The sequence below is a fragment of the Kiloniella sp. EL199 genome (genome assembly GCF_900313065.1).
GTDB lineage: Bacteria > Pseudomonadota > Alphaproteobacteria > Kiloniellales > Kiloniellaceae > Kiloniella.
In genome coordinates, this window is sequence record NZ_OMPU01000013.1 from 196848 (window position 1) to 214651 (window position 17804).

Consider the following 17804-nt stretch of genomic DNA (forward strand, 5'->3'; position numbering starts at 1 on the left):
AAATTCATCTATATGATCCTTACTTCCCGCCCTGGCGGGCAACCGGGGTGGAAGACAGCTGCAAGGAACTGCTATGTCTGACGTCATCCGTCGCGCCCTCGTTTCCGTTTCTGATAAGACCGGTCTTGTCGAATTCGGTAAATTCCTCGCTGACCAAGGAATTGAAATTCTCTCTACAGGAGGCTCTGCATGCACACTGAGCGAAGCGGGTATTCCTGTGAAGGAGGTATCCAGTCACACTGATTTTCCTGAAATTATGGACGGCAGGGTTAAAACGCTTCATCCGAAAATTCACGGGGGCATTCTGGCCAGACGTGACCTCAAGACACATACGGATGCAATGACTGAACACAACATTGCACCGATTGACCTGGTTGTTGTGAATCTCTATCCCTTCGAAGCGACACTCAAGTCTGGTGCTGACTATGACACATGTGTTGAAAATATTGATATTGGCGGCCCGGGCATGGTTCGCGCAGCCGCAAAAAACCATAGTTTTGTGACAATTGTCACAGATCCGAGTGACTACGCGCTCGTACAGAACGAGATGAAGGCTAATAATGGAGCGACAACACAGAACCTCCGTCGAAAGTTAGCAGCGGCGGCCTATAGTCACACAGCCAAATACGATTCCATGATCTCCGGCTGGTTACAGAATGAGTGTAAAGTAGACTTTCCGAAAGAGACCACTTTGGGCGGTGAGCTCAAGCAATCTCTGCGCTACGGAGAGAACCCCCATCAGGTAGCCGCGGTCTACAAGTCGATTGATGCCCGCCCCGGTGTTGTCACCGCACAGCAACTACAGGGGAAAGAGCTTAGCTACAACAACCTGAACGACACCGATGCAGCCTTTGAGCTGGTCTCTGAATTCGATGCCCCGACAATTGCCATTATCAAACACGCCAATCCCTGCGGCGTGGCAACAGCAGATAATTTAAGTGACGCCTACAAAGCGGCCCTCGCCTGTGATCCGACAAGTGCCTTTGGCGGCATTATTGCCACCAACAAAACAATGGATGCAGCAACGGCCACACAAGTTGCCGACCTTTTCGCAGAAGTTGTCATCGCCCCCGCGATTGATGACGAAGCCAAAGCTATTTTTGCAGCCAAGAAAAACCTGCGAGTTCTAATTACCGGTGAAATGCCAAACCCGGCCGATGCAGGCATGACAATGAAAACCATATCCGGCGGATTCCTGCTACAGGGACGGGATAATGGCCGCATTACAGCTGCGGACCTGAAGGTCGTGACGAAACGCCAACCAACCGAGCAGGAAATTGCCGATATGATTTTCGCTTTCAGGGTTGGGAAACACGTAAAATCCAACGCTATTGTCTATGCGAAAAACGGTGCAATTGTTGGCATTGGCGCCGGACAGATGAGCCGGGTTGATTCATCACGGATTGCTGCCTGGAAAAGTAAAGAAGCTGCTGAGACTGCTGGTTTGAACGAGGCAGGGACTATCGGTTCCGTCGTCTCTTCCGATGCCTTCTTCCCCTTTGCAGATGGCCTCCTTGCCGCTGCGGATGCCGGCGCAACCGCAGTTATTCAACCAGGTGGATCCATGCGTGATGATGAAGTTATTGCCGCTGCTGATGAAGCAGGGCTTGCCATGGTCTATACCGGCATGCGTCACTTCCGTCACTAAGACAGGCTAGTTCCAAATTTGAAAGGCTGCTCCTGAGATTATCCCTCGGGGCAGCCTTTTTTGATTTTAGAACCTAAGAATGAGTTTTGATCATCACTATTGAGCACAGTATAACACCGTTCTCACCCCAAACTTCTTTAGAGAACAACGCGAAAATCAAAACATTACCCAGTTTTACTATGCACTTAGACATACCCTGCAAAATTCGCCTGGATCAGACCTTCTTGGGGCTCGGGTTATCAACCACGGAAGATCAACATTAATTCACTCTGTTTCTGGGGGAAAATTAGAAACAAAGCCGATGGCTGACCGAGACATAAACGCTGTTCGGGTTGGCACAGCATTTCCCAAGAAGATCTGAAGAACAATGAAGTCTTAACCAACAACGTTATGGCCACGCCCCTTCATACAATTCTTGACGATTTGCTTGCGTTCATCCTGGGTGTCCCAAGCCTCGGCACCGGCACCACCAGCTGCACCGATGACGCCACCAACCAAGGCTCCGCCCCAACCATCACTTAGTCCGCCAACAATGGCTCCAAGGCCTGTGCCCAATAGGGCAGCATTTTGAACATCACCATTCAAATAACTACGTTGATCGGCAACTTTGGCACAAGCAGTGAGGTCACTTTCATAGGCCGCAGTATCTGCCCCACCATCAACAATCGGTCTATAATCTGCCCCTGTGTTGCTGCATCCCCCTAAAAGGATGAAGGCAAACCCCAAAGAGATTAGACCACCCCAACAAACCATTCGTCTCATTATTCAATGCCCTCTGCATTTACTTATAAATTGAGTAAACACTATCGCTTTAGTCTGACGACTAACTGACAAATATAACAAATTAATTTTCACCTACCCCTTGTAATGAGTTGCTTTACTTATAAATAAGTACCGTTTGGTACTTATTTATATATGTGGAGAATAAAATGAAATCCCTTTTACTGGCCAGCTCGGCACTGGTTACTGCTTTTGCGCTAACCCCAACAGCAAAAGCTGAAGATGGTAAAATCAACTTATCGGTCTTCACTCAATTTCATGCATCAGCTACCGATGCTGACAATACTACGCTAGGGACAAATAACGGGCATGACTTTAACACCAACTCTGAAATCAAGCTGACTGCTTCTAACACTGCCGATAATGGCCTTAAGTATGGGCTTGAGATTCAATTAGAGGCCGATCAGGGTAACACAAATAACACAGATGAAAATTATATCTGGCTCGAAGGTGATTTTGGTCGTGTCGAACTCGGGGATCAGGATGGTGCAGATGATGGCTTGCTTGTAAGTGGTAAAGACGTTGGTCTGCTTTATGGTATGATTGATAACGCAACAGGATCAACACTTGATACCAGCAGTGCATCCGTCGCAGCAACTGCCGCTGACATCAGTGATTCTTCTGATGCAACGAAAATTACCTATTACACCCCTAGCTTTAATGGTTTCAAAGCGGGTGTTTCCTATGCACCTGATTCAAGTCAGGGTGCAGAAGTTGCCAACCGCGTTGTCGATACACGTGCTGAACAAACTGTAGAAGCCGGGCTTAACTATTCCGGTTCCTTCAACGATGTTTCACTCGAAGTTGGCGCCAGCAGTGTTTGGTCTGATCACAGCGGAGATGCGGGTACTGATCAGAATGACGCCCAGTTCTTCGGAGCAGGTATCGGTTTTAACGTTGGATATGCTGGCTTTACTGTAGGTGCAGGTTACACCTATCAAGATGGCGATGATGTTTATGATGACCAGAATACAGTTGATGCCGGGATCAACTATACAACAGGACCATGGCAATTCGCTGTCGCCGGTGTTTGGTCAGAAACAACCAATGTAACAGCATCATCAGGTAATGATTTTGAAAGCACGGCCGTTTCTGCAGGCATCCAGTACGAAGTTGCACCAGGCCTCGCCGTATATGGTTCAGCAATTGCCGGTGACTACGAAGGCGGCGCTGAAGAGTTCACATCGGTTCAAAGTGGTGTTCTTGTTAGCTTCTAATTGTAATTTCTGAAGCTTCTGAAAAAATTAATGTCGTATCATGGAAGGGACATAATCTCCAAGTGATACGACATTAATAAATCTAACTGGCCCACTTAATCCAGAATGATCACTTCGTCATGGTCATCTTCGACGATATAGATTTCTTCATCATTGTAGTCATCAATGAAAACGTAGGTTTCAGGTTCATCGTAGAAAAAGATTTCCGGTTCGTCATACCAATATTCGTCAACAACAACCAGCGCGTCATCATAATACATCATCTCTACTTCAGAAGCTGGCATGACAATAACGCGCGTGTCCTGCACTCTTTGACGCGCATGTCCAATTTTTAGTTGCGCATTTCCCTTTGCGTCTTTTTGAATTTGCCAGGAACCATCCGGTTTAAGACAAGCTGTTCCATAGGCGTTTTCCTTTTTGCCACCAACAAGAACCTTGGTTTGATATTCGCGACAGTGTACTTGTTTTGCATTAGCGTTTGAGACCATCAAGGTCATCGACATAGCAATTGCGACAATCCCGACTAAAAAGATCGATTGATTACTGATACTTGATTTCATTTCCATATTTCCTTCTATTCATATTCGCGCTGCTGTCAGCGTTATTCCGTATCGTCGCCGTTTTCTTCAAAGGCGAGAATATCGCCGGGCTGACAATCCAGTGCTTCGCAAATGGCATCCAGTGTAGAAAAGCGGATTGCCTTTGCCCGACCAGCCTTGAGCACCGACAGGTTAGGAACGGTGATACCAATCTGTTCCGCAAGCTGGCTTAATTGCATTTTCCGCTGAGCCAACACGACATCTAAATTAACAATGATCATTTGTTTTTCCTCGCGTTCGCTTTAGATCAAATGATCCATTTCATCTTGTAACAGGGCGCCCTTTTCCATGACCCGGGCGATAAGAATGATTGCCAGACCGCCAAGCAGGAAAGGAATAGGCAGATGTACTTCGCTGACGATTTCCCAACCATCTTCAAAACCTTCGTCAGCCGACACCGCCATGAGTTCCTGCATCAGATAAAGCTGATTCAAACTATCCAAAAACCCGATCAAGGCCGCACCACAAAACAACAGCCCTACATTACGAATGCGCCTTGCATTCATTGGTGTGAAAAGCTCTCCACGCTGATAAGCAGCAAACAATCTTTCCAACTGGAAAATCAGCAAGCCATAGAACAACACGGTCACCACAAGCAGAATCATATCGCCATAAAAAAGATGATCGGGTAACTCAGGCAGATCCATTTCATCATCAAGCACAATCTCTTCACCAGAAACAAAGCCAAGATTGATACCTTCTATACCGACCCAAAGAGCCCCTTTATCCAACGTGAGACCAAGTACAGTAGCGATTACAATCACACCCAAAAGCGCAAAGAGGCACATACGAATGCGATAACTGAAAAGGCTGATCTGTTTCTCTAAACCATCCATTTTTATCTCCATAAATGTCGGTATCTGAGAAAATAAGTACTGCGATGAATTTTGAAAATCAATATATTTTTATCGATAAACGATAATTTATATTCGATAAAGGGAAATATCTTACCTAAAAACAAAATATATCAATGAGATAACCATTTATGATTTTTTTTAAGAATCGACTGCAAAAGTATTGATTTTATCAGTTATGAATGCGGAAAATTCTGATTCCAAGATAACGCTCAGCACACAAGAACAATCGGAGTAGCAAGAAAAGATTTGCCTGTTTGCTCTTATATCCTGTTAGTTGGTCTTATTAACTCGCTGACGATTTTCCAACAGGCTCCATTCATGGATTTCCATCTTTTTCTTCTTTTTGCCACCACGACTGCTATCGTCATTTCATCCCCGGGGCCGTCGGCCATACTGGTTGTCACTCAAGGGGCAAACCATGGATTGGGGCGGGCAATATTTGGCATTCTCGGAATTGCAGTTGGTGGCATTATATACTTTACCCTGTCAGCCACAGGTATATCCTCGCTTATACTTGCGTCCACCACGGTATTTTCCACGATTAAATGGATTGGGGTCGCTTTTCTGCTCTATCTCGGCTGTAAAGCCCTGTTCAGCAAATCTGCACTGATAAACATCACCCCTGAAAAGGGACAGAAAACCCGCTCTGCCTTGTTTTTGCAGGGCCTGTTCATCATGATATCAAATCCCAAAGCCATGCTGTTCTTCACGGCAATTTTGCCTCAGTTTATTGATCTCGATCACCCAATCGCACCGCAAATCCTGATCATGGGGGTCACAACCTACGCCCTTCAAATTCCGATCTATAGTGCCTATGCCTATATGGGTGAGCGTATTACCCGCAGCGGAATTAAGGGTGGAATCAAAGCATGGTTTGCCAATGCCTTGAATAAATGCGCGGGCGCAGCGTTGGTCTTTGCGGGCATCAAAATGATTGGTGTGACAGTGAGCAAGTAACGGCAAAGCTCCGTGCCTTACCATTACCCGGAAAGCCCTTAAAAAGGAAATTTCTTCAAATTTATGATTAATTTTTGGACAAAAGTTGACCTGCAAATGGATTATCGATCACCATCAACCATCTGCCATCGGGCTGTTTACGAAGCACCACCACAGAAAATCCGCTTTGTTCGATGAGGGAGCCATCTGGTGCCAATCCAGACATCTTCCAAGTTGAGGAGTGAATGGCAATATCGTCAGCCTGAATAACGTCATGGTTAATAATCGTAATCTTGGGATTTATCGCAATGAATTGCTTGAAAGTCTCTCTTAATGCAGGTGTGCCCTTGGCGATCATTCCGGGTTCGCCCACCAGAACACCATTTGGCTCAAAAGTGGCAAGCACACCCTCTATATCACCCGCAGCAACAGCCGCGTTATTCGTTTCAATGACGGTGTGAATCTGATTCTGTTCCATAGCTTGACCTTTCTGAGCCTGATTTACCTGAATGCTGTGTGATTGGGCGTGGATTGCCTGCGTGCCGAGCAGAAAAGCCGCAAGGCAAAGCAATCTTTGAAATGTTGTAGATGTCATGTGTGTTCCTCTGTTTACAAAAGAACACTAACCCGCTGGCATGTCAGAAAATGGCAGTAGTCATTTTGAGGAATTTTCACAAGATTCAGCTTCACGCCAAAGCTTTATAAGATCGTGTCGACGGCGTGGATATCGTGTAGGTATTTCAAAAAGGGTTTCAATACGATCCGTCCGAAAGTGGCGTATATCATCCCTTAACTCACACCATGCCGAAATAAGGCGACCGCCATTAAAATAGATCAAAAAAAACGGCCATATAACACGTTCGGAACTTTTACCCGCTCCATCGCGATAGTGAACAAGCAGCTTCCGTTCGTTTTGAATCGCCTGCCTCACCACCGTCATATCAATTGTCTCTTGATGAGATGGTTCGCCCTGTCCCACAACGGCATATTGAGCTTCCACGCGATCAACAAGTTCGATCGGCATAACCGCTGTCAATCTAGCCATTGCCTTTCGCGCGGCTTCTGCCAATGGTGCCTCTGCCTTATCCGCCACCCAGAGCGACCCGAGAACCAGTGCGTCCACCTCTTCTGCCGTGAACATCACCGGCGGCAAAAGGAAACCCGGACGCAGGACATAACCAATACCGGGTTCCCCTTCGATGCCTGCCCCCAGCGCTCGCAGGGATGCGATATCCCGATAGAGTGTGCGGATTGATATACCCAATGCCTGCGCCAGATCATTTCCGGAAACGGGGCGGCGATGACGCCTGAATTCCTCTATCAAACTCAAAAGTCGTTCTGCGCGTGAAATGTTGACCTCCCTTGAAGTAATGTTACCGCCCCTCAAAAGGGCGTATTTGCGGAGTATTTGTACCGTCCCTCAAAAGGACGTATTTACGTTCAAACGCCACTAAGGCTTACCTCGCATAAGCTCGGACGTTCAGTCGAACTTGCCAAATTGCAGTACGCAATTTGGATGGTAATTTATCCCCATAATTGAGCTCCAACCAGATCCTATAAAGGATCTGGCAAGTGAAAACGCACGCCCGGAACGAAGTGAGGACCAGCCTCAGTGGCGCTTGAACGAGAATACGTCTTCTTCAAGAGACGGTAAAAATAAAATCTTTACTTTTCACCGACGGGGCCGGTGGGGGTTTCGATGTTTTCTCTGTCCACCAGTTGCCATGGCTTGCCGTCTTCACGGAAGATACGTTTATCCTTATGAGGATAATCAGCCATGTCAAAAGCGAGCCGTTGGCCGACAACGATGCATTTAAAGATTTCTGTGCCTGTGTTCGTAATCCCGTGGGCTTCACCACCAGCGCGGTAGCCAACAAAATCACCTTCACTGATCTGGTATTCTTCATCACCAATATAGGCCGTAGCTGTGCCAGACAGAACATAGACACATTCATCTTCATGATAGTGTACGTGATATTCCGTTGTATCCCGGCCCGGCTCGACCTCTATAATATGAAAACCAAGACCCGTCAGGCCTGTGAGATCGCCGAGGGACTTGTTTGTACGCACAGCATTGGAATTGAGAAAATGCTCTTTTTCCGTGCCCTGCATCTGTTCTATTTCATGTTTTTTGATCAGATAGTTATTCATAGCTCCCCCGTTAATTTTTTTGTTTTAAAAGCCTGTGTCTAGATTTCCAGTGCCTGTGCTGCCTTGATAACCTGGCAATACTCACCATCCATATTGGCAAGTGACATATCGTGGACCTCCTGCGCAGATCGCAGGGTGCCGCTGTAGTCAGGAAAGGCAAAAGTAAAACAGGCGTCTTCTATCAAATAGGTCGTAAAGCCAAGATTACCAGCATGCCGCACTGTTGCTTCAACAGAGTTGTTGGTAATCACGCCCATCATCACAACGTGATCAATTCCCTGATCCCGGAGCGTTTGTTCAAGCCTTGTGTCGATAAAAGCAGAGTTCGCCGCTTTGCCAATCACCACTTCACCGGATAGAGGCATAACCTCGGGCTTAAAGGCATGAGTTTCCGTTCCCGGTGCATAGGTAGAATCAGCATTTACGCTATCGTGACGGATATGAAAGACAGAGCGCTTGGTATCGCGCCAGTACTTCAGCACAGCCGACATGTTTTGTTCCGCAGCCGGATTATTTCGGGGCCCATGCTGAGACCAGAAAGCTTCATCAATGGCTCGCTGCACATCAATAATAACAAGTGCGGTGTTAGTGAGGAGTTTCATGAAAATCGCCTTATAGCATCATAGGCTGCACCGACGCCAAGCAGGGTAAAAGTTGCGCCAAAGACACCTGTAATCTGTCGCCGCGCAGCAACAAACTTCTGAACAACAAAGTCCGTAGAAAAAACTGTCGCGGTAATGGTATGGCCTGACACACCAAACACAAGACAAACGACAAGGATTTCTATCAATAATTCATTAGAGGCATTGGCAGGTACAAAAGCCGTTAGCACAGAGCCAAAAAACAATGCCGCCTTGGGGTTTGTCGCACAAATTATAAAACCGGAACGGAAGGCTTTAAAACCAGAGTTATCGGAATGATACAAAGACATATCCCCATTGGGCATGGTGAAAACGCTTCTAAAAGCCTTGAAGCCCAACCAAAGCAAATACCCCGCCCCCATCAACCGGAGACCAAGCACCACTTGAGGAAAAAGGTCAAACAGGGCAATCACACCGAGAACAGCCAATATTGCCCAAATAAAACTCGCCAGCGAAATACCCAAGCCCGTCAACACACCATGACGCCTCCCCTGACTGAGTGACGCGCTCATCACTGCAAACATGTTTGGTCCCGGCGATAGCCACCCCATGATATTCACCAGAGCAATAGTAGAGAGAACGCTGAGGGTATCCATGGGAATGAGAGTTCCTTTTTTATTTTTGTACCGCTTCTCAAGAAAGCGTATTGCGGAGTATTTGTACCGTCCCTTAAGAGGACGTATTGCGCTCAAACGCCGCGCATGCTGGTCCTCGCTTCGCTGCGGGCGTCCGGTCGGACTTGCCAGATTGGGGGAATCAATCTGGTTATGTTTGATACCGTCATTCAAGAGGACGTATTGCGCTCAAGTACCGCGCATGCTTCTCCTCGTATTAACTCGGGCGCCCACTTATAGTCTCTGATGGGCTTGCCAAATCAAGGATTTGATTTGGAGATACCCAGTCTGTTGCCTAAACACTATAATTTCAACCCACTCCAACAACGAAAGGGGCAATGCCCCTTAGATAAAATGGTTTTCGGGCAGGTTGAATTTTTCCACCATGAAGTCCACGAAGACGCGGACTTTGGGAGACAGGTGGCGGCCGGGGGGATAGATAGCGTAGATGGCGCTGTCAGGGACATGGTAATCGGGCAGGACTTCGACGATATGGGCTTTCCGAATGGCGGGACCAACCAGCCAGAGAGGCAACAGACTGATGCCCATGTTCTTGCAGGTCAGGTCCATAATGACTTCGGGGTTGTTGGTTTCCACTGCGCCACTGACATGAACCAGCTCTTCGCCCTCAGGTCCTTCAAACCGCCAGTCGTTGCGAAAAGCGCGCGAGGCGTAGATCAGGCAATCGTGGTCTTCCAGATCTTTCGGGTGCTTTGGTGCACCGTGTTTATTGAGGTAATCTGGCGAAGCACAGACCACCCGGCGGTTTGCCGCCAGCTTGCGCGCGATCAGGCTGGAATCTTCCAGATCCCCGATACGTACAGCAAGGTCATAACCTTCGCTGAGCAGGTCCACAAAACGATCCTGTAGATTAAGATCCAGTTTCATTTCCGGATAGAGGCTCATAAATTCGGGAATAAGTTCGGTAATCCATAGACGCCCAAAAGCCACAGGCACATTGATTTTCAAGGTTCCCCGCGGCGCGGCATGCAGATTTGCCACCGCATCCTCGGCCTCTTCCACATCTACAAGGATTTGACAACAGCGCTCATAAAACCCTTTACCAACCTCGGTCAGGGAAAGGTGGCGCGTCGTGCGATTAAAAAGCCGCGCCCCAAGGCGATCTTCCAACCGCCCGACCTGCTTGCTCACCGCCGAAGGCGTCAAGGAAGCCGCCCGCGCAGCCGCCGAAAAGCTGCCCTCGTTCACCACCTTCACAAAGATGCCCATCGCTGAAAGATTATCCATATACTCATCCTGAGTCAGAATTTATTTGTGACATTAAGGAATAGATAGCAGGAATTTCATCAGGTGTAACGTTGTATTGGGAATGAATATATTTTATTGTTACCCTAAGATGAACATCTTAAACTCAAGCATCTCAAATTCTTCCAATCTTTACGAGACGTAAATTCGCACGATAACAATCACTTTAAGGTTTGTATCTTGAAGCAAAAATTATTCACTCAGAGCCAATTACAGTCCATATGCGATGCACTTGGACACACTAATTTAGGCTTAACAGGTTCAGAAATTAGACATTTTTTGAATATATGCAAAATTGCTGATCTAGACCCAACCAACACAAAAAAGTTCCGCCTATTTAACGCTTTAGCAGGATGGCAAAATAAAAATTCAAGTCCTATCGGGATTAACGCATTCATTAGAAAATCAATGAAGCCAGAACTTTATATTAAAGACCCGGAACGATATGATCTAATGCGACTAAATTTAAATAAAGCCCTTTTATTTAGCGGCTTATCTTTAAAAGCTAACGGTGAATTAGTAACAGCAAAACAAGTAAATACTCTTTCTGAGGCTCAGCGAAGGGCAACCCAATTAAGGGAAATTTTAATAACTAGAGAAGTCCATCCTGATATTCTTTCTTTTTGCAAAGAAGAATTAGTCGTTGATAACTATTTTCACGCAGTGCTTGAAGCAGTTAAAAGCGTTTCTGGTAAAATAAGAGTAAAAACAGGATTAACAGATGATGGTAACACTTTGGTAGATAGAAGTTTATCAGGCGATCCTCCTCTTCTGGCCATCAACTCATTTCAAACCAGCACCGAAAAAAGCGAACAAAAGGGTTTTGCGAACCTAATACGGGGAGTTTTTAGCATGTTCAGAAACCCCACAGCACATGAACCAAGAGCAACATGGGAAATTACCAAAGAGGATGCTATTGATTTATTGTCATTGCTTTCGCTTATCCACCGCAAGCTTGATAATTCGTATATGCCAAGAAGAAATTAACCCTGCCCCCAATCCAGTATCACCTTACCGGAGTTACCAGAACGCATGACGTCAAAGCCTTGCTGGAAGTCGTCTATGCTGTAGTGGTGGGTGATGATCGGGGTCAGGTCGAGGCCGCCTTGGATCAGGGCGGCCATTTTGTACCAGGTTTCGAACATTTCACGGCCATAGATGCCCTTGATCACGAGGCCCTTGAAAATCACTTCGTTCCAGTCGATGCCCATACGTCCGGGGGGAATACCTAGCATGGCGATGCGACCGCCGTGATTCATGGCGCCGAGCATCGAGTTAAAGGCAGGCTCACTACCGGACATTTCAAGGCCGACGTCAAAGCCCTCTGTCATGCCGAGATCGGACATGACCTCTTCAACCGAGCTTTCCGTGACATTGACGGCATGTTTGATGCCCATCTTCTTGGCCAGTTCCAGGCGGTAGGGATTTATATCAGTAATCACCACGTGGCGCGCACCCACATGACGACAGATTGCCGCCGCCATAATGCCGATAGGGCCAGCGCCTGTGATCAGTACGTCTTCGCCAACCACATCAAAGGACAGCGCGGTATGAGCCGCATTGCCAAAGGGATCGAGGATTGCCGCGATGTCGTCAGAAATATCATCGGGCAGAATAAAGACGTTACTGGCAGGCAGGCAGAGGTATTCGGCAAAAGAGCCTGTGCGATTCACGCCCACGCCTTCGGTATTGCGACAGAGATGACGCCGCCCCGCCCGACAGTTGCGGCAATGCCCGCAGGTCAGATGACCTTCGCCCGAGACCCGCTGTCCGATTTCCAGATGTGAAACCTGACTGCCGACTTCTTCGATAGTGCCAACGTACTCATGGCCCACGGTCATGCCCACCGGGATCGTGGCCTTGGCCCAGTCATCCCAGTTATAGATATGTACATCGGTGCCACAGATCGACGACTTGCGGATCTTGATCAGAACATCATTGGGGCCGATTTCCGGTTTGACTTCATCGCGCATCCAGATGCCGGGTTCTGCCTTTAACTTCGCCAAGGTTTTCATATCTAAACTCCAACCAGCCAGAGCTGATATAATTATGTTAGTTTTGTAGTTTTTGTACCGCTTCTCAAGAGGACGTATTTTCGTTCAAGCGCCACTGAGGCTTACCTCCTATAAACTCGGGCGTCCGGTCGGACTTGCCAAATTGCGGTAAGCAATTTGGTGATAGCTCTTACTTGTCTAATCTTGCGCCAACCAGATCCTATAGAGGATCTGGCAAGTGCAAATGCACGCCCGGAACGAAGTGAGGATAAGCCTCAGCGGCGTTTGAGCGTACAATACTTATATTATCCCCAGTTCTTTTCCGGCTTCGCCGAAGGCTTTGATGGCCCGGTCGATCTGTTCTTTCGTGTGGGCGGCCGACATTTGGGTGCGGATACGCGCCTGTCCTTTTGGCACTACGGGGAACGAGAAGCCGATGACATAAATGCCCCGCTGTAACAGCGCATCTGCCAACTTTGTTGCAAGGGCCGCATCCCCGATCATCACTGGAATAATAGGATGCTCGCCGGGGAGCAAATCAAAGCCCAGCTCGGCCATGCCTTTGCGGAAATGGTTGCTGTTCTCCACCAGTTTGGCGCGCAGGTCCTGCCCGTTTTCCACCAGATCCAATACCGCAAGAGTCGTTGCTGTGATCACCGGGGCCAGAGAGTTGGAGAAGAGATAGGGGCGCGAGCGCTGGCGCAGCCAGTCCACAATCTCTTTTTTCGCAGAGGTATAGCCGCCGGACGCCCCGCCCAGCGCTTTGCCCAAAGTGCCTGTGATAATATCAACCCGGTCACGCAGGCCCCAATAATCAGGTGTCCCGGCACCATTTGGCCCCATGAAACCAACGGAATGGCTGTCGTCCACCATCACCAGAGCATCATACTTGTCCGCAAGATCACAGATAGCCGGCAGGTTAGCGATATAGCCATCCATAGAGAAAACGCCATCTGTCACGATCAAACGGAAACGCTGGTCCTGTGCCTCTTTCAAGCAGCGTTCCAGTTCTTCCATGTCACTGTTGGCATATCGGTAGCGCTTGGCTTTGCAGAGGCGGACCCCGTCGATGATACTGGCGTGATTCAAGGCATCACTAATCACCGCATCTTCGGCGCCGAGGATCGTTTCAAACAGACCAGCGTTGGCATCAAAACATGAGGAGTAGAGAATGGTATCTTCCTGTCCCAGAAAGCGGGAAAGACGGTCTTCAAGCTCTTTATGAATATCCTGCGTGCCACAGATAAAACGCACGGAAGAAAGACCGAAGCCATAATCATCCAGAGCCTTTTGCGCCGCCGCGACCAAAGCGGGATCATTGGAGAGACCAAGATAGTTATTGGCGCAGAAGTTCAGAACTTCGCCAGAGGACTGTACCTTGATCGCCGAGGACTGGGATGATTCAATCACCCGTTCAGCCTTGTAGAGGCCTGCTTCCTTCAAGGCGGCGATTTCACCTGTAAGATGCTTGATAATGGACTTGCTCATAATTCGACGCGATCCCGTTTCAATGGAAGTTCAATATAATAGATATATTATCTAGTATAAGGGATTCGTCAAGCTACTTACTGCCCAGAATTTTACCCGTAACCCAAAATCCGCGCTAAGAGTAACAATCTAAGAGTAACAATCTGAGCATAACAATCCGGGCACAGCATCAAGACTCCTGTTTCCCCTATAGCTGTTATCGGCAATACTATCATTACAACCGTGGCATACAAAGCAGGCACAGGAATAAGCCCCCGGCTCTTCCCGCCATATCCGCACGGCAACCCACGCACTATATGGTTCAGTTCGCCAGACAAATAAAACCTGACAAATACAAAAGGACACCACTTCCAATGACATCAGCCCCAATACGCACGCCCTTTGCCTCTCTCGGAAAGACAATAGAGATCCGCGAAGTTCCCCACATCAGTGATCGCGAAGACGGCCTGCTTTGTTATCAACAGGAAAACGGCGTGGTTCGGCATGTTGCGGCTGAAAACTGCGGGCTTGATGTATTCCCGGAAGATCTGCTGTCGCTTGACCATCTGAAAAAGCTCTTTATCGGACGCAATAATCTGACCCGGTGCCCCGAAGCTCTCGAACGGCTGCGCCAGCTCAAGGAACTCTATATCTATGGCAACAGGCTCAAGGCCTTGCCTGATTCAATCGGCACCCTGACAGAGCTGGAAATACTGGACCTGAGCCACCAACCGCTGGAAAGCCTGCCAGAAACCATAGGACAGCTACGAAAACTGAAGATCCTCTATGCCAGCAACAGCCAGATCAGCGACCTGCCTGAATCACTCTGGTCCCTGCCCGCGCTTCAGTACCTCAACCTGACGGACAACACACTGAATCACTTACCAGATGCCGTAAAAAACCTCGGGGCTTTGCGAGAGCTGAGGCTTTATAATAACCAGCTCGACTCACTGCCCGATGATCTTTGCACCCTGATGCCTCTGCGCGAACTTTATCTACAGGGTAATAAGCTCACAACGCTGCCAGATGCCATCGGAGATCTGGCGAAGCTCGAAGTCCTTGATCTGCGGAACAACGCCGTTTCAGAGATTCCTGATTCACTGGGGGATGCACATAACCTGATTCACCTTGACCTCAGGGCCAACAACTTTACATCACTGCCAAACAGCTTGCGGGATCTTCCCAAACTCAGGAAGCTCGACCTGCGCTGGACGCGTCTGCGTAACCCGCCGCACTGGCTGGATGAACTGGAAGAAAGCGGCTGTGCCGTGTATCTTTAGTCAGCCCTGTATCTTTGGTCAGAGGTGACGACATAAACTTTCAAAACTTGATTCATTTCTAAAACCTGATACGGGGCCAGATACTTGCTTCAAATTAAGTCTGAGAAAATCTACAGGTAATCCAACTCTAAAGGAGACTCAGCATGGAACAGTTCACAGAAGCGGAACAATTCACCGGGGGATGCCTCTGCGGCAAGGTTCGACTTGTGGCGACGGGGAAGCCCTATCGGGTGGGCGTTTGTCACTGTCTGGATTGCCGTAAACATCATGGCGCTCTTTTTTATGCCGCCGCTGTATTCCCTGAAACGGCTGTCACAATCAAAGGCGACACACGCGACTTCAAGGGACGGCATTTTTGCCCGGACTGTGGGTCATCGGTTTTTGCACAAACGGACGATGAGATTGAAGTACATCTCGGGACACTGGATACCCCTGATCAATTGGTTCCCAGCTATGAAAGCTGGACCATTCGTCGTGAAACAACCCTGCCAGCCTTTCCCCATGCAAAACAATACGCGCGTGACCGTGATGATTCAGACCATTCCGAAGAATAGGGGCCAGACCGCTTCTGTGCTTTTGTTCGCTCTTCACAAGGCAAAGCCTTGCGTAAATGCACTCAGGATTCAGGCTCTACTTTTTTATGACGATATTTCTGATTTGAAATACGGCCACCAAGCACCTTCATTTAATGTGTTTCAAACACACCTTAGACAATAAATCTGAATCAGCTCTGATCCATTCCTGATGCAAAAGGGCTGAATCAGTAACCCTCTTGACCAGAATCCTGAATCATAAAAAGTGAATCACGAACAAGCGTATTAACCTCGCCATATGAAACATACGCCCCAGATTCAAACGCCGAACTGACACCTGTGGCGCTGCCACAGGTTAGAGGATCTGATAGTTCTGGCGGTATCGGGTCGGGCTGATTCCCATTTGATCACGGAAGTGATGGCGCAGGGTATCGGCGAGGCCAAAACCACAGTGCGAGGCGATTTCCTCCACAGACATCGCGGTTTCTTCCAGACAGGTACAGGCCAGCGCCAGACGTTCCTGAATCATCCACTTCGCCGGGGGCAGCCCCGTTGCTTCCTTGAATCGCCGGATAAAGGTCCGCAGACTCATATGCGCGCGTCTGGCCAGCTCTTCCACCCGCAGCGGGGTGTGAAGATGTTTTCTGATCCAAGCCAGAAGGTCATCCATCGCCAGTTCTCTCCGCACCTGTGGGCGGTCGATAAACTGCGCCTGTCCACCATCGCGCTGTGCCGGAAGCACCAGACGTTTGGCGACTTTATTAGCCACGGCAGGGCCAAAGTCGTTGCGGATAATATTCAAACAGAGGTCGAGCCCCGCAGCGGACCCTGCCGAAGTCATGATTCGCCCCTCATCAATAAAGAGGACATTGGGATCAACGTGTAAATCAGGATAGGTCTCGGCCAAAAGATCCGCATAGCGCCAGTGAGTCGTGACCTTTTGATTGCGCAGGATTCCCGCCGCCGCCAGCACAAAGACACCGGAACAGATCGACACGATTCTGGCCCCGCGATAATAGGCCGCCCAGATGGCTTCCAACAATGCCTCTGGCGGGCGTTCGTGCACAGAGCGCCAACCCGGCACCACAATGGTGTCTGCCTTTTCCAGTACTTCCAGCCCCTTTTCCGCGGTGACCTGTAGCCCGCCAATGGCGCGACAAGGCCCACTATCTGCCGAACAGGTCGTGAAATCATACCAGTCATCAAACTCGGGACGATCCAGACCAAAAGCCTCCACAACCATGCCGTACTCAAAGGTACAGAGGCCGTCATAAATCACTGCCGCAACAAGGTGGTTTGACTTTTTCACAGGTATTTTCTGAGACACTTCTCCATTCTTTTCTTCGCTTATTTCCGAGGCCGCTTTCTGGCGAGACTTTTGTGGCTTTTGTGGCATGGCAGATTTTTCACTATCTGAATTAGTTGACATTATTTACATGAATATAGTCATTCATGCCAACTAGTAAATATGAAACAACCGTATCTTGTTAAAAAATTGTATGAAGTTTTGAATGTTTTCAGGGAGTATTTTCAACTCGCGATAAAAGCGTCAGCAATGATGTTTTATGGGTGGAATCTCATAATTGGGATTGCTGAGAGAGATATTTTTTAATCTTAAGCTGTTGAATAATATGAATATTTATTAAAAAGAAACAATATTTCAAGAATTACACATTGAACATCACAAAAATATAATTATACTCCTCTTAACAAATTATAAATTCACGCACTGTTTTCTAACAACAATCGTTAGACAATTTTGTGAAACAAAAAATATCTTCGACATAAGTCGAAATGGCAACGAAGCCACACCTCTCTATT

At 48.1% G+C, this 17804-nt stretch carries 19 protein-coding genes; 6 read left to right on the plus strand and 13 right to left on the minus strand.

Annotated features, from left to right (window positions below; all coding sequences use genetic code 11):
* Positions 1–73 precede the first annotated feature (73 nt).
* Positions 74–1648: a bifunctional phosphoribosylaminoimidazolecarboxamide formyltransferase/IMP cyclohydrolase gene (purH, locus tag D9A03_RS15770; protein ID WP_120498178.1), complete on the plus strand. Its 1575-nt coding sequence runs from the start codon at positions 74–76 to the stop codon at positions 1646–1648.
* A 375-nt stretch (positions 1649–2023) separates the two neighbouring features.
* Here the strand turns inward: purH and D9A03_RS15775 are convergent, their stop codons facing one another.
* Complete coding sequence (locus D9A03_RS15775) at positions 2024–2410, minus strand: hypothetical protein (protein ID WP_216825510.1); 387 nt, start codon at positions 2408–2410, stop codon at positions 2024–2026.
* A gap of 167 nt (positions 2411–2577) precedes the next feature.
* On the opposite strand from D9A03_RS15775, the gene D9A03_RS15780 reads away from it, so the two are divergent.
* Positions 2578–3645, plus strand: a complete 1068-nt coding sequence (locus D9A03_RS15780) for a porin (protein ID WP_120498179.1) — start codon at positions 2578–2580, stop codon at positions 3643–3645.
* A gap of 95 nt (positions 3646–3740) precedes the next feature.
* Here D9A03_RS15780 and D9A03_RS15785 read toward each other — a convergent pair whose 3' ends face one another.
* The 3 genes from D9A03_RS15785 to D9A03_RS15795 are packed head-to-tail and all read right to left on the minus strand — an operon-like array spanning position 3741 to position 5080.
* The gene (locus D9A03_RS15785; protein WP_120498180.1) at positions 3741–4205 is read right to left on the minus strand and encodes a hypothetical protein; all 465 of its coding nucleotides are present in this window, start codon (positions 4203–4205) and stop codon (positions 3741–3743) included.
* A 41-nt stretch (positions 4206–4246) separates the two neighbouring features.
* Positions 4247–4465, minus strand: coding sequence for a helix-turn-helix transcriptional regulator (locus tag D9A03_RS15790; protein ID WP_120498181.1), 219 nt, complete (start codon positions 4463–4465; stop codon positions 4247–4249).
* Between the two features lie 21 nt (positions 4466–4486).
* Positions 4487–5080: a DUF2975 domain-containing protein gene (locus D9A03_RS15795; protein ID WP_162938193.1), complete on the minus strand. Its 594-nt coding sequence runs from the start codon at positions 5078–5080 to the stop codon at positions 4487–4489.
* A gap of 339 nt (positions 5081–5419) precedes the next feature.
* On the opposite strand from D9A03_RS15795, the gene D9A03_RS15800 reads away from it, so the two are divergent.
* On the plus strand, positions 5420–6058 hold the full coding sequence (locus D9A03_RS15800; RefSeq protein ID WP_120498183.1) for a LysE family translocator: 639 nt from the start codon (positions 5420–5422) through the stop codon (positions 6056–6058).
* 67 nt (positions 6059–6125) lie between these two features.
* On the opposite strand, the gene D9A03_RS15805 is transcribed toward D9A03_RS15800, so the two are convergent.
* The 6 genes from D9A03_RS15805 to D9A03_RS15830 all read right to left on the minus strand — a co-directional run bounded on the left by D9A03_RS15805 (position 6126) and on the right by D9A03_RS15830 (position 10691).
* On the minus strand, positions 6126–6632 hold the full coding sequence (locus D9A03_RS15805) for an SgcJ/EcaC family oxidoreductase (RefSeq protein WP_120498184.1): 507 nt from the start codon (positions 6630–6632) through the stop codon (positions 6126–6128).
* 60 nt (positions 6633–6692) lie between these two features.
* Positions 6693–7367 carry a YafY family protein gene (locus D9A03_RS15810; protein WP_216825511.1) on the minus strand — a complete coding sequence of 225 codons (675 nt, stop codon included), beginning with the start codon at positions 7365–7367 and terminating at the stop codon, positions 6693–6695.
* Positions 7368–7702: 335 nt separating this feature from the next.
* Positions 7703–8188 carry a cupin domain-containing protein gene (locus D9A03_RS15815; protein WP_120498185.1) on the minus strand — a complete coding sequence of 162 codons (486 nt, stop codon included), beginning with the start codon at positions 8186–8188 and terminating at the stop codon, positions 7703–7705.
* 38 nt (positions 8189–8226) lie between these two features.
* Entirely contained in the window at positions 8227–8790 is a 564-nt protein-coding gene (locus D9A03_RS15820) for a cysteine hydrolase family protein (RefSeq protein WP_120498186.1), read from the minus strand.
* Complete coding sequence (locus tag D9A03_RS15825) at positions 8787–9617, minus strand: LysE family translocator (protein ID WP_162938194.1); 831 nt, start codon at positions 9615–9617, stop codon at positions 8787–8789. The genes D9A03_RS15820 and D9A03_RS15825 overlap by 4 nt, the downstream gene beginning before the upstream one ends.
* Before the next feature lie 171 nt (positions 9618–9788).
* A complete protein-coding gene (locus tag D9A03_RS15830; RefSeq protein WP_120498188.1) occupies positions 9789–10691 on the minus strand; it encodes a LysR substrate-binding domain-containing protein in 903 nt (300 codons plus the stop codon).
* Positions 10692–10889: 198 nt separating this feature from the next.
* Here D9A03_RS15830 and D9A03_RS15835 point away from each other — a divergent pair, with 198 nt between their 5' ends.
* Entirely contained in the window at positions 10890–11696 is an 807-nt protein-coding gene (locus D9A03_RS15835) for a TIGR02391 family protein (RefSeq protein ID WP_120498189.1), read from the plus strand.
* On the opposite strand, the gene tdh is transcribed toward D9A03_RS15835, so the two are convergent.
* Entirely contained in the window at positions 11693–12724 is a 1032-nt protein-coding gene (gene tdh, locus D9A03_RS15840) for an L-threonine 3-dehydrogenase (protein WP_120498190.1), read from the minus strand. The genes D9A03_RS15835 and tdh overlap by 4 nt on opposite strands.
* A gap of 279 nt (positions 12725–13003) precedes the next feature.
* Positions 13004–14191 (minus strand): glycine C-acetyltransferase, encoded by a 1188-nt coding sequence (locus D9A03_RS15845; protein WP_120498191.1) that lies wholly within the window; start codon positions 14189–14191, stop codon positions 13004–13006.
* Between the two features lie 353 nt (positions 14192–14544).
* On the opposite strand from D9A03_RS15845, the gene D9A03_RS15850 reads away from it, so the two are divergent.
* Positions 14545–15450, plus strand: coding sequence for a leucine-rich repeat domain-containing protein (locus D9A03_RS15850; RefSeq protein ID WP_162938195.1), 906 nt, complete (start codon positions 14545–14547; stop codon positions 15448–15450).
* A gap of 143 nt (positions 15451–15593) precedes the next feature.
* Positions 15594–16004 carry a GFA family protein gene (locus tag D9A03_RS15855; RefSeq protein ID WP_120498193.1) on the plus strand — a complete coding sequence of 137 codons (411 nt, stop codon included), beginning with the start codon at positions 15594–15596 and terminating at the stop codon, positions 16002–16004.
* Between the two features lie 334 nt (positions 16005–16338).
* Here D9A03_RS15855 and ftrA read toward each other — a convergent pair whose 3' ends face one another.
* A complete protein-coding gene (ftrA, locus tag D9A03_RS15860; protein ID WP_254055068.1) occupies positions 16339–17412 on the minus strand; it encodes a transcriptional regulator FtrA in 1074 nt (357 codons plus the stop codon).
* Between the last annotated feature and the right edge of the window lie 392 nt (positions 17413–17804).

What these genes read in the sequence shown, in the direction of transcription:
- purH (WP_120498178.1), top strand. Translation starts at nt 74, where the DNA reads ATGTCTGACGTCATCCGTCGCGCCCTCGTTTCCGTTTCTGATAAGACC.
- D9A03_RS15775 (WP_216825510.1), bottom strand. Translation starts at nt 2,410, where the DNA reads ATGAGACGAATGGTTTGTTGGGGTGGTCTAATCTCTTTGGGGTTTGCC.
- D9A03_RS15780 (WP_120498179.1), top strand. Translation starts at nt 2,578, where the DNA reads ATGAAATCCCTTTTACTGGCCAGCTCGGCACTGGTTACTGCTTTTGCG.
- D9A03_RS15785 (WP_120498180.1), bottom strand. Translation starts at nt 4,205, where the DNA reads ATGAAATCAAGTATCAGTAATCAATCGATCTTTTTAGTCGGGATTGTC.
- D9A03_RS15790 (WP_120498181.1), bottom strand. Translation starts at nt 4,465, where the DNA reads ATGATCATTGTTAATTTAGATGTCGTGTTGGCTCAGCGGAAAATGCAA.
- D9A03_RS15795 (WP_162938193.1), bottom strand. Translation starts at nt 5,080, where the DNA reads ATGGATGGTTTAGAGAAACAGATCAGCCTTTTCAGTTATCGCATTCGT.
- D9A03_RS15800 (WP_120498183.1), top strand. Translation starts at nt 5,420, where the DNA reads ATGGATTTCCATCTTTTTCTTCTTTTTGCCACCACGACTGCTATCGTC.
- D9A03_RS15805 (WP_120498184.1), bottom strand. Translation starts at nt 6,632, where the DNA reads ATGACATCTACAACATTTCAAAGATTGCTTTGCCTTGCGGCTTTTCTG.
- D9A03_RS15815 (WP_120498185.1), bottom strand. Translation starts at nt 8,188, where the DNA reads ATGAATAACTATCTGATCAAAAAACATGAAATAGAACAGATGCAGGGC.
- D9A03_RS15820 (WP_120498186.1), bottom strand. Translation starts at nt 8,790, where the DNA reads ATGAAACTCCTCACTAACACCGCACTTGTTATTATTGATGTGCAGCGA.
- D9A03_RS15830 (WP_120498188.1), bottom strand. Translation starts at nt 10,691, where the DNA reads ATGGATAATCTTTCAGCGATGGGCATCTTTGTGAAGGTGGTGAACGAG.
- tdh (WP_120498190.1), bottom strand. Translation starts at nt 12,724, where the DNA reads ATGAAAACCTTGGCGAAGTTAAAGGCAGAACCCGGCATCTGGATGCGC.
- D9A03_RS15845 (WP_120498191.1), bottom strand. Translation starts at nt 14,191, where the DNA reads ATGAGCAAGTCCATTATCAAGCATCTTACAGGTGAAATCGCCGCCTTG.
- D9A03_RS15850 (WP_162938195.1), top strand. Translation starts at nt 14,545, where the DNA reads ATGACATCAGCCCCAATACGCACGCCCTTTGCCTCTCTCGGAAAGACA.
- D9A03_RS15855 (WP_120498193.1), top strand. Translation starts at nt 15,594, where the DNA reads ATGGAACAGTTCACAGAAGCGGAACAATTCACCGGGGGATGCCTCTGC.
- ftrA (WP_254055068.1), bottom strand. Translation starts at nt 17,412, where the DNA reads ATGTCAACTAATTCAGATAGTGAAAAATCTGCCATGCCACAAAAGCCA.